Below are 8,963 nucleotides of genomic sequence, written 5' to 3'. Positions count from 1 at the left end.
GCTTCCCCGTTACGATGCCGCTGTGGAAGGGAGTCCCCCCGATGGCTCAGGTGCAGACGGTGCTCGGCCCGGTCGATGCGGGCGCGCTCGGCCGTACGCTCATGCACGAGCACGTGTTCGTGCTCACCGCCGACGTCCAGCAGAACTACCCCGATGAATGGGGCGAGGAGGACGAGCGCGTCGCCGACGCCGTCCGGCGCCTCAGCAGGCTCCCTGAGCAGGGGATCAGCACGATCGTCGACGTCACCGTGATCGGCCAGGGCCGGAACATCGCCCGCGTCAAGCGGATCGGCGAGCAGGTGCCCGGCCTGAACATCGTGGTCGCCACCGGCTGCTACACGTTCGACGAGGTCCCGTTGTTCTTCTGGCGCCGCCCGCAGCGGGCCATGACCGAGCTGTTCGTCCGTGACATCACCGAAGGCGTCGCCGGCACCGGTGTCAGGGCCGGGATGCTCAAGTGCGCGGTGGACGAGAAGGGCCTGACCCCCGGCGTCGAGCAGGTGCTCAGGTCCGTGGCCCAGGCACACGTGCAGACGCGGACGCCGGTCACCATCCACACCCACGCCGCCAGCAAGCACGGCCCGGCCATCCTCGAAGTCCTCAGGCAGGAAGGCGCCGACCTGGACCGGGTCGTGCTCGGCCACAGCGGCGACGCGGTCACCGACCCCGGCTACCTGCAGGAGATGGCCGAGGCCGGCCTGACCCTGGGCATGGACCGCTTCGGCATCGACCACTTCGCCACCTTCGAAGCCAGGTCGGCCCTGGTCGCCGAGCTGTGCCGCCGCGGGCTCGCCGACCGCATGGTGATGTCCCACGACACGTGCTGCTACATCGACTGGTTCGCCCCGGGCTCGCTCGATGACCTCACGCAGTGGCACTACCTGCACATCAGCCAGGACGTGCTGCCCTACCTGCGGGACCATGGCGTGACCGAGGAGCAGATCGACGCCATGCTCGTCCGCAACCCGGCCCGCATCCTGGCCGGCTAGCGCGCTCTCCCGCGGTCCCCTATCCCTCGCCCGCCGGTCTTTGGATGCGCGACGCATCCAGCAGCATGGACTCGCCACGGAACATCGGGGTATGCCGGACCTCCTGCTCGATCGCGTGCGCCGACGAGGCGTAGCCGAGGAATACGAAGATCGAGAACGCCTGGACGAGGATCCACGGCCACAAGCTCTGCCCGAAAACCCCGCTGAGGCTCCAGTCGTTCAGGCCGTGCAGGAACGCGGGAATCGCGATTCCGAGGAGCCACAGCAAGATCCGCCGCCGCCGGTAATTGATGCCCAGGCCGATGAAGAATCCCGCTACGCCAGCCCACAGGGCGTGCTGCAGGCCGTCCACGAAGATGCGCTCGAGCAGCGACGGTACGCCGAGAACGGCGGTCTGGGTGATCGCCTGCAGGTCGTGGGGCGCGTACACCTTCGACGCCTCGTAGACCCCGAAGAAAAGCCCGGACAAGGTGGCCAGGAACATCCACATCCGCACGTCAAGCTTGGTATTGCGGGCCTTCAGCAGGACGATCGCGCAGACGAGGACCGGCAGCGCCTTCGTGATCTCCTCGGCCAGGCCTACCCCGACGATCCAGGAGAGCAGGTTGTGGCTCGAGTCAGCCGGAGCGAGGTTTTCCTCCCAGGGGATCGTCACGGCCGGGATCAGGATGTACTCGGCGGCGACGATTATCGCGGTGATGGCCAGGTGCAGCCTGCCGATCGGGCCCGGGCGGATGAGCCACCAGAAGACCAGGGCCCACAGCGGCGCGATGTACAGGCAGTACACCCAGCCGATCGTGGTGAGGTCGGTGGAGTTCTGCAGCGGGACCAGCGCGATCACCGGCAGCAGCGCGTAGACCGCGACGAGCAGCTTCGGCCACTGCCGCAGCGTCGGGTCGTGCACCCATGCCCTGATCGGTATCAGCACCCGCAGCGCGCTGGCGGGATCGCCGCCCGCCGCCTTGACCCGCGGCCCCTGGGGCAGTGGCTGGCCGACAGGCACATGGGGCTGGCCGCCCGGCATATGAGGTTGCGGCACCGCACCCGGATAGCCGGGCCCCGCCTGATAGGCGGCGCCGGCCCACGGGACGCCAGGCCCCGCCGCCGCGGCGGGCACGGGCGCGGCGGGCACGGCGGCCGGCTCCAGCCGCACCGTTGGCCCGTCCACGGCCGCCAGCGCGATCTCCGCCGGCTGTGTCAGGTAGAACTGGGTCACCGGCTGCCCGAACACGAACGTGCCGGCCCGGCCCACGTTCTCAAGCAGCCAGCCCTGCGGCCCCCAGCTCAGCCGGACGTGCTCCCGGGACACCCGCGGATCGCTGACCACGAGCGTGCTCTCATCCAGCCTGCCGATATTCGCGACCTGCCCGGGCTGGAGCACGACACGTTGATTGCCATAAGTGATGGTGAGTTCGTTCACCGTTCCTCCCCGCGTTCGCGGAAAGTGTACTTCCGTGGACTTGCGCCAGTAAAGAGTGCGCGCCGCTCGCGGATATGGCAACATCGTCACTTGTCGATAGGCATTCAGTTATCAGGCGTGACGTTTTCTGGCGCCTGGAAAAGCGCTTTCTGCCGTGCCGGATTTTTATTGGCAAGTTCCCCGCTGGTCGTAAATGCCAGTGCCGAAGCGGTGGCGCGCCGCTAGGCGGCCCGCAGGCCGTCGAAGGCGAGCTTGCAGATCGCGTCCGCGACGTCGGCTGACCCCGCGCCCTGGCGCCCCGCATGCCCGGCACGCCCCGGCCTGTACCACTCGCTCACCGAGTTGACCAGGCCGAACAGCAGCTTCGCAGTCACCACCGGGTCGATGTCCTGCCGCAGGTCGCCGTCCGCGATCGCCTCCTTCACCAGCCGCGCGGTCAGCTGGTCGAACTCGCGGCGGCGGGCGAGCGCGTCCCGCTCGGCCCGCGTGTTGCCGTGCACGCGCAGCAGCAGCGTGACGAAGGGCAGCTCGGCCACGAGCACGCCGACGCTGCCGCGGACCAGGTGCTCCAGCCGGTCGATCGCGCGCCCGGGCAGGACTTCGACGCCGGCGGCGACCGAGAACAGCTCGTCCAGGGCGCGGCCGGTGGCCAGCCGCAGCAGCTCTTCCTTCGCGGACACATGGTGGTAGACCGCCGACTTCGTGATGCCGAGCGCGCGGGACAGGTCCTCTATGGACGTCGCGTCGTAGCCGCGCTCGTTGAACAGCGTCACCGCGGCCCGCAGTATCGACTCCAGGTCATGCCCCGGGCGGCCCCGTTTAGCCGGCGAGCTCCCGGTCACGGCGCACGCTTGTCGATGACACGCTTGAGCTTGCCTGTCGACCGTTCCAGCGAGCCGGGGTCGAGGACCCGCGCGCCGACGGTCACCCCGATGCTGTCGCCGACGGCCCGCACCACGGCCGCGGCCGCCGCCGCCCGCCCGCCGGAGTCCAGGCCCGGCGCCGCCTCGGCGAGCACGGTCAGCTCGTCGAGCCGGCCCGGCCTGGTGAGCAGCAGCTGGAAGTGCGGGGTGAGCCCGGCCGTGCGCAGCACGATCTCCTCGATCTGGGTCGGGAAGACATTGACACCGCGCACAATGATCATGTCATCACTTCGGCCGGTGATCTTTTCTATTCTCCGGAACGGGCCGTGGCTACTGCCAGGGAGCAGCCGTGTCAGGTCCCTGGTGCGGTACCTGATCACGGGCATCCCCTCCTTGGTCAAGGTGGTGAGCACGAGCTCACCACGCGAGCCGTCGGGCAGCGCCGTCCCGTCGGCGGAGATGATCTCCGGGTAGAAGTGGTCCTCCCAGACGTGCAGGCCGTCCTTGGTGGCCGCGGACTCCTGCGCGACGCCTGGCCCGATCACCTCCGACAGGCCGTAGATGTCCACCGCGTCAAGCCCGGCCCTGGCCTCGATCTCCGCGCGCATCGCCTCGGTCCACGGCTCGGCGCCGAAGATGCCGACCCGCAGCGATGTAGTGAACGGGTCAAGCCCCTGGCGCTCGAACTCGTCAAGCAGGGTCAGCATGTAGGTCGGGGTGACCATGATGATCTGCGGCCGCAGGTCGTTGATCAGCTGCACCTGGCGGGCGGTCGCGCCGCCGGACGCGGGGATCACGGTGCACCCGAGGCGCTCGGCGCCGTAGTGCGCGCCGAGGCCGCCGGTGAACAGGCCGTACCCGTAGGCGACGTGCACCGTGTCGCCCGGCCGCCCGCCCGCCGCCGCGATCGACCGGGCGACCACCTCCGCCCAGACGTCCAGGTCGCCGCGCGTGTACGCGACGACCGTGGGCTGCCCGGTGGTGCCGCTGGACGCGTGCACCCGCAGGATCTCCTCACGCGGCACCGCGAGCAGGCCGAACGGGTAGTTGTCGCGCAGGTCGTCCTTGCTGGTCAGCGGGAACTTGGCGAGGTCGGACGGGTCCTCGCAGTCGTCCGGGTGCACACCCGCCGCGTCGAACGAGCGCCGGTAGAACGGCACTCTCGCATACGCGCGGCGCAGCGTGGCCCGCAGCCGCCCGAGCTGGAGGGCCCGGAGCTCGTCCAGGCTCGCGGGCGGGCTCATCGCAGGCTCGACCACCGCGGCACCGCCTTGATTACTGACCGAACGGACGGTCATTATTGTGGTATGGAGACCGGCGACACGCAACCCGGCGAGGCCGCGCTCGCCGCGCATTTCGACGCGACGATCGCGCTGATGCGGCAGATCGAGCCGCGTGACTGGATGCCCGACGGCTACCGGAAGACGATGATCAGGCAGATCGCCCAGCACGCGCACTCGGAGATCATCGGGATGCAGCCGGAGGGCAACTGGATCACCCGCGCGCCCAGCCTGCGCCGCAAGGCGATCCTGCTGGCCAAGGTGCAGGACGAGGCCGGGCACGGGATGTACCTGTACGCGGCCGCGGAAACCCTCGGCGCGGACCGCGCCGACCTGACCGCGCTGCTGATCGGCGGCCGTCAGAAGTACTCCTCGATCTTCAACTACCCGACGCTGTCCTACGCGGACGTCGGCGTGATCGGCTGGCTCGTCGACGGCGCCGCGATCTGCAACCAGGTGCCGCTGTGCCGCTCGTCCTACGGGCCGTACGCCCGCGCGATGGTCCGGATCTGCAAGGAGGAGTCATTCCACCAGCGGCAGGGGTATGAGCTGCTGCTGACGATGATGCGCGGCACCGCCGCCCAGCAGGCCATGGTGCAGGAGTCGGTTGACCGGTTCTGGTGGCCGTCGCTGATGATGTTCGGCCCGCCTGACGACCAGTCGCCGAACACCGGGCAGTCGATGGCATGGGGCATCAAGCGGCATACCAACGACGAACTGCGGCAACGGTTTGTCGACATGACCGTGCCGCAGGCGGACAAGCTCGGCGTCACGCTGCCTGACGAGCGGCTGCGCTGGAACCCCGAACGCGGCCATTACGACTTCGGCGAGGTCGACTGGGCCGAGTTCAAGGCGGTCATCGGCGGGAACGGGCCGTGCAACGCCGAGCGGATCGCGCGCCGCCGGGCCGCCCACGAGGACGGTTCCTGGGTGCGGGAGGCGGCGGTCGCGTACGCCGCCAAACACGGGGAGGCGTCATGACGGTCTCGGACTGGCCGCTGTTCGAGGTGTTCCTGCGCGCCAAGCGCGGCCTGAACCACGTGCACGTCGGCTCGCTGCACGCCGCCGACCCGGAGATGGCGCTGCGGCACGCCCGCGACCTGTACTGCCGGCGGAACGAGGCGGTCAGCATCTGGGTGGTGCCCGCGGCCTCGATCACCGCGTCAAGCCCGGACGAGAAGGACCCCTTCTTCGCGCCCGCCGCCGACAAGGTCTACCGGCATCCGACGTTCTACCCGATCCCCGACGACGTGCCCCACATGTGATGGGCCGGGCATGAGCGAGTTCGACGCCTACCTGTCGCTGGCGCAGGAGTCAGGCGACCACCGCTGGGCGTTCGGCACCGGCTTCGAGGACCCGCTGGCCGGGGTGGCCACCGCGGTCCCCGACGGCGTGGACGCGGCCGCTCTCGCGGCGTGCTGCCTGGAGCTCGGCGACGACGCGCTCATCTACAGCCACCGGCTACAGCAGTGGGTCACCCGCGCGCCTGAGCTCGAGGAGGAGACCGCGATCGCCAACATCGCGCTGGACCTGCTCGGCCAGGCGCGGCTGCTGCTGACCCGCGCGGGCCAGGCCGAAGAAGGCGGTCGCGACGAAGACCGGCTCGCGTTCTTCCGCGACGAGCGCGAGTTCCGCAACGTCCGGCTGGTCGAGCGGGCCGACGCCGACTTCGCCGAGCTCGCCGCCCGGCTGCTGATCTTCTCCGCCTGGCGGCTGGCTCTCCTGCAGGAGCTCACGGCCTCGCCAGACCCCGTGCTCGCCGCGATCGCCGCCAAGTCCGTCAAGGAGCTCACCTACCACCGCGACTACGCCGCCGGGTGGGTGATCCGGCTCGGCGACGGCACGGAGCTGTCGCACGCGAAGATGCAGGCCGCCCTCGACGGCTACTGGCCGCTGGCGGGCGAGCTGGACCTGGGCGGCGAAGCCGGCGCGTTCCTCGACGCCGTGTTCGCGGCGGCGACCCTGACCCGGCCCGCGGCCGCGCCGCTGCGCGCGGTCGCCGGGAAGACGGGCAGGGACGGCACGCACACGCAGGCGTTGGGCTACATCCTGGCCGAGCTGCAGAGCGTGGCGCGTGCCCACCCGGAGGCGAGATGGTGACCGCGTGGCAGACGGCCGCCTCCGTTCCGGATCCTGAAATTCCGATGCTCACGATCGCGGACCTCGGCATCCTCCGCGACGTGCGGGAGGACGGTGACGCGGTGACCGTCACGATCACCCCGACGTACTCCGGCTGCCCGGCGATGCGCGAGATCGGCCTGGACCTGCGCGGCCGGCTGGCGCGGGCCGGATATCGGCATATCGACATCGTGACCGTGCTGTCACCGCCGTGGACCACCGACTGGATCACCGCCGGCGGCCGCGCCAAGCTCGCCGCGGCCGGGATCGCCCCGCCCGCCGCCGCCGCCTCATCGGTGGCGCCGGTGCCCCTCACGCTGGTGCGCAGGCCGGTGACCTGCCCGCGCTGCGGGTCGGCCGACACCCGCCAGACCGCCCGGTTCAGCGCGACCGCGTGCAAGGCCCTGTACCAGTGCCGGGCGTGCCAGGAGCCGTTCGAGCACGTCAAGGAGTTCTGAATGCCGTCCGCGGTGTGCTATCCGCTGACCGTGTCGGCCGTCGAGCCGCTGACCGAGGACGCGGCGGCGATCACGTTCGACGTGCCGGCCCCGCTGCGGGACGCGTTCGCGTTCCTGCCCGGCCAGTCGCTGACCGTCCGGCACGCGGGGGAGCGCAGGTCCTACTCGATCTGCGTCCCGCCAGGGCGCGCGCCGCGGATCGGCGTGCGCGAGGTGCCGGGCGGCGCGGTGTCCGGCTGGCTGGTGCGGGCGGTCCGGCCCGGCGAGGTCGTCGACGTCCAGCCGCCGTCCGGCACGTTCACCCCCGGCCCGTCGCCGGCCGCTGGACGGCACGTGCTGGTCGCGGCGGGATCCGGCATCACGCCCGTGCTGTCGATCGCGTGGTCGCTGCTGCAGGCGGGCGCCGAGGTCACGCTGGTCTACGGCAACCGCCGCGCGGACACGGTCATGTTCGCCGACGAGGTAGCCGACCTCAAGGACGCGTTTCCCGCCCGGATGCGGCTGGTGCACGTGCTCTCGCGCGAGGCCCAGGAGGTCGACCTGTTCAGCGGCCGCCTCGACGCGGCGAAGCTGCGCGCGCTGCTGCCCGTCGTCGCGGATGTCCCTGCGGTCGGCGACTGGTGGCTGTGCGGGCCGTTCGGGATGGTAGCGGGAGCGATCGGCGTGCTGACGGAGTTCGGCGTGCCCCGGTCCGGCATCCACAGGGAGCTGTTCTACGTGGAGGACACGCCGCCGCCGGCCGTCACCCACGCCGAGGAGGCCGGCGTCGGCGCCGAGGTCACGGTCATCCTTGACGGCCGCGCCACCGTGGTCACCGTCCCGCCGGGCACGGCGATCCTCGACGGCGCCCAGCGCGCCCGCGCCGACCTGCCGTTCGCGTGCAAGGGCGGCGTCTGCGGCACCTGCCGCGCGCTGCTGACCGACGGCAACGTCACGATGCGCCGCAACTTCGCCCTCGAGGAGCCCGAACTGGCGGCCGGCTACGTCCTCACCTGCCAGTCCCTGCCCGCGACCGACACGGTCACCGTCGACTACGACAGCTGAGGTCCGCGGCTCGGTTCCGCCGTGATCGCGGGCTCGGTCACAGCAGCGTGCGCAGGAGGCGGACCGGCGGGGAGCCGTGGGCCAGCATCCGGTCGTGCACCGCGCGCTCGGTCGCGCCGGGCGCGGCGAGGAGCTCCTTCGCCAGGTCCGAGATTTCGGTGTACCCGACGTAGTACGTGGACAGCTGAGCGGAGGTGAGCAGCGCCCGGCGCCACTTGCCCGCCGCCTCGCCCTCCTCCTGGAAACCGCGGGTGGTCATGAGGGCCATCGCCTCGGCCTCGGTCATCCCGTGGGCGTGCACCCGGGCGTCGAGGATCGCGTTGATGATCGAGCGGAGCTGCATCTTCAGCTGCTGCATCCGCACCGCGCGGGTGTCGCCCTCGCCTGGGTACCCGTGGTCCGCCATCAGCTCCTCGGTGTAGACGGCCCAGCCTTCGGTGAACGAGCCGGAGCGGAGCGCGGCCCGCAGCGGCGTCGCCCCCGTGAACCGGCGCGAGTGCCCCAGCTGCAGGTAGTGGCCAGGCATCGCCTCGTGGACCATGAGGTTGTGCACCATGTGCCTGTTGTACTCGCGGTAGAACGAGGCGACGCGCTGGGTTGTCCAGCCGTCCGGCACCGGGGAGACCGCGATGAACGTCGGGAGCGGCGCGGTCTCCAGCGGTCCCGGCGAGTCGCAGTACGCCACCGCGACACCGCGATCGATCTCCGGCATGTCGATGACCTCGACCGGGTCCTCGTGCACCGTGACCAGGTCGTGGTCGCGGACGAAGCGCGTCTGCGCGGCGAAGGCG

Annotated in this window: 10 protein-coding genes; 6 read left to right on the top strand and 4 right to left on the bottom strand. The window is 70.8% G+C overall.

What is annotated here, in order from left to right; all coding sequences use genetic code 11:
* A partial coding sequence (locus Q1N79_RS15955; protein WP_367185076.1) for a phosphotriesterase occupies nucleotides 1–989 on the top strand: 989 nt, incomplete at its 5' end.
* 19 nt (nucleotides 990–1,008) lie between these two features.
* On the opposite strand, the gene Q1N79_RS15950 is transcribed toward Q1N79_RS15955, so the two are convergent.
* The 3 genes from Q1N79_RS15950 to paaK all read right to left on the bottom strand — a co-directional run bounded on the left by Q1N79_RS15950 (nucleotide 1,009) and on the right by paaK (nucleotide 4,516).
* A complete protein-coding gene (locus Q1N79_RS15950; RefSeq protein WP_300609855.1) occupies nucleotides 1,009–2,409 on the bottom strand; it encodes a PrsW family glutamic-type intramembrane protease in 1,401 nt (466 codons plus the stop codon).
* 221 nt (nucleotides 2,410–2,630) lie between these two features.
* Nucleotides 2,631–3,251, bottom strand: coding sequence for a TetR/AcrR family transcriptional regulator (locus tag Q1N79_RS15945; RefSeq protein WP_300609854.1), 621 nt, complete (start codon nucleotides 3,249–3,251; stop codon nucleotides 2,631–2,633).
* On the bottom strand, nucleotides 3,248–4,516 hold the full coding sequence (gene paaK / locus Q1N79_RS15940; protein WP_300609856.1) for a phenylacetate--CoA ligase PaaK: 1,269 nt from the start codon (nucleotides 4,514–4,516) through the stop codon (nucleotides 3,248–3,250). Before paaK ends, Q1N79_RS15945 begins: the two co-directional genes overlap by 4 nt.
* A gap of 63 nt (nucleotides 4,517–4,579) precedes the next feature.
* On the opposite strand from paaK, the gene paaA reads away from it, so the two are divergent.
* Genes paaA through Q1N79_RS15915 form a run of 5 tightly spaced genes read left to right on the top strand, consistent with a single transcriptional unit; the run spans nucleotide 4,580 to nucleotide 8,172 of the window.
* A complete protein-coding gene (gene paaA / locus Q1N79_RS15935) occupies nucleotides 4,580–5,533 on the top strand; it encodes a 1,2-phenylacetyl-CoA epoxidase subunit PaaA (protein ID WP_300609853.1) in 954 nt (317 codons plus the stop codon).
* On the top strand, nucleotides 5,530–5,817 hold the full coding sequence (gene paaB / locus Q1N79_RS15930; protein ID WP_300609852.1) for a 1,2-phenylacetyl-CoA epoxidase subunit PaaB: 288 nt from the start codon (nucleotides 5,530–5,532) through the stop codon (nucleotides 5,815–5,817). Before paaA ends, paaB begins: the two co-directional genes overlap by 4 nt.
* A gap of 10 nt (nucleotides 5,818–5,827) precedes the next feature.
* On the top strand, nucleotides 5,828–6,652 hold the full coding sequence (gene paaC, locus Q1N79_RS15925; RefSeq protein WP_300609851.1) for a 1,2-phenylacetyl-CoA epoxidase subunit PaaC: 825 nt from the start codon (nucleotides 5,828–5,830) through the stop codon (nucleotides 6,650–6,652).
* A gap of 44 nt (nucleotides 6,653–6,696) precedes the next feature.
* Nucleotides 6,697–7,128 (top strand): 1,2-phenylacetyl-CoA epoxidase subunit PaaD, encoded by a 432-nt coding sequence (gene paaD, locus Q1N79_RS15920; RefSeq protein WP_300609850.1) that lies wholly within the window; start codon nucleotides 6,697–6,699, stop codon nucleotides 7,126–7,128.
* On the top strand, nucleotides 7,129–8,172 hold the full coding sequence (locus Q1N79_RS15915) for a 2Fe-2S iron-sulfur cluster-binding protein (protein WP_300609849.1): 1,044 nt from the start codon (nucleotides 7,129–7,131) through the stop codon (nucleotides 8,170–8,172).
* Between the two features lie 37 nt (nucleotides 8,173–8,209).
* On the opposite strand, the gene Q1N79_RS15910 is transcribed toward Q1N79_RS15915, so the two are convergent.
* A partial coding sequence (locus Q1N79_RS15910; RefSeq protein WP_300609848.1) for a DUF885 domain-containing protein occupies nucleotides 8,210–8,963 on the bottom strand: 754 nt, incomplete at its 5' end.

Source organism: Trebonia sp., assembly GCF_030042015.1.
Classification (GTDB): domain Bacteria; phylum Actinomycetota; class Actinomycetes; order Streptosporangiales; family Streptosporangiaceae; genus Trebonia.
The sequence above is the reverse complement of the archived record's forward strand: the minus strand, read 5'-3'. Positions and strand labels throughout refer to the sequence as shown.

Excerpts from the sequence above, each read along its gene's own strand:
- paaK (WP_300609856.1), bottom strand. The coding sequence starts at position 4,516 with ATGAGCCCGCCCGCGAGCCTGGACGAGCTCCGGGCCCTCCAGCTCGGG.
- paaA (WP_300609853.1), top strand. The coding sequence starts at position 4,580 with ATGGAGACCGGCGACACGCAACCCGGCGAGGCCGCGCTCGCCGCGCAT.
- paaB (WP_300609852.1), top strand. The coding sequence starts at position 5,530 with ATGACGGTCTCGGACTGGCCGCTGTTCGAGGTGTTCCTGCGCGCCAAG.
- paaC (WP_300609851.1), top strand. The coding sequence starts at position 5,828 with ATGAGCGAGTTCGACGCCTACCTGTCGCTGGCGCAGGAGTCAGGCGAC.
- paaD (WP_300609850.1), top strand. The coding sequence starts at position 6,697 with ATGCTCACGATCGCGGACCTCGGCATCCTCCGCGACGTGCGGGAGGAC.
- Q1N79_RS15915 (WP_300609849.1), top strand. The coding sequence starts at position 7,129 with ATGCCGTCCGCGGTGTGCTATCCGCTGACCGTGTCGGCCGTCGAGCCG.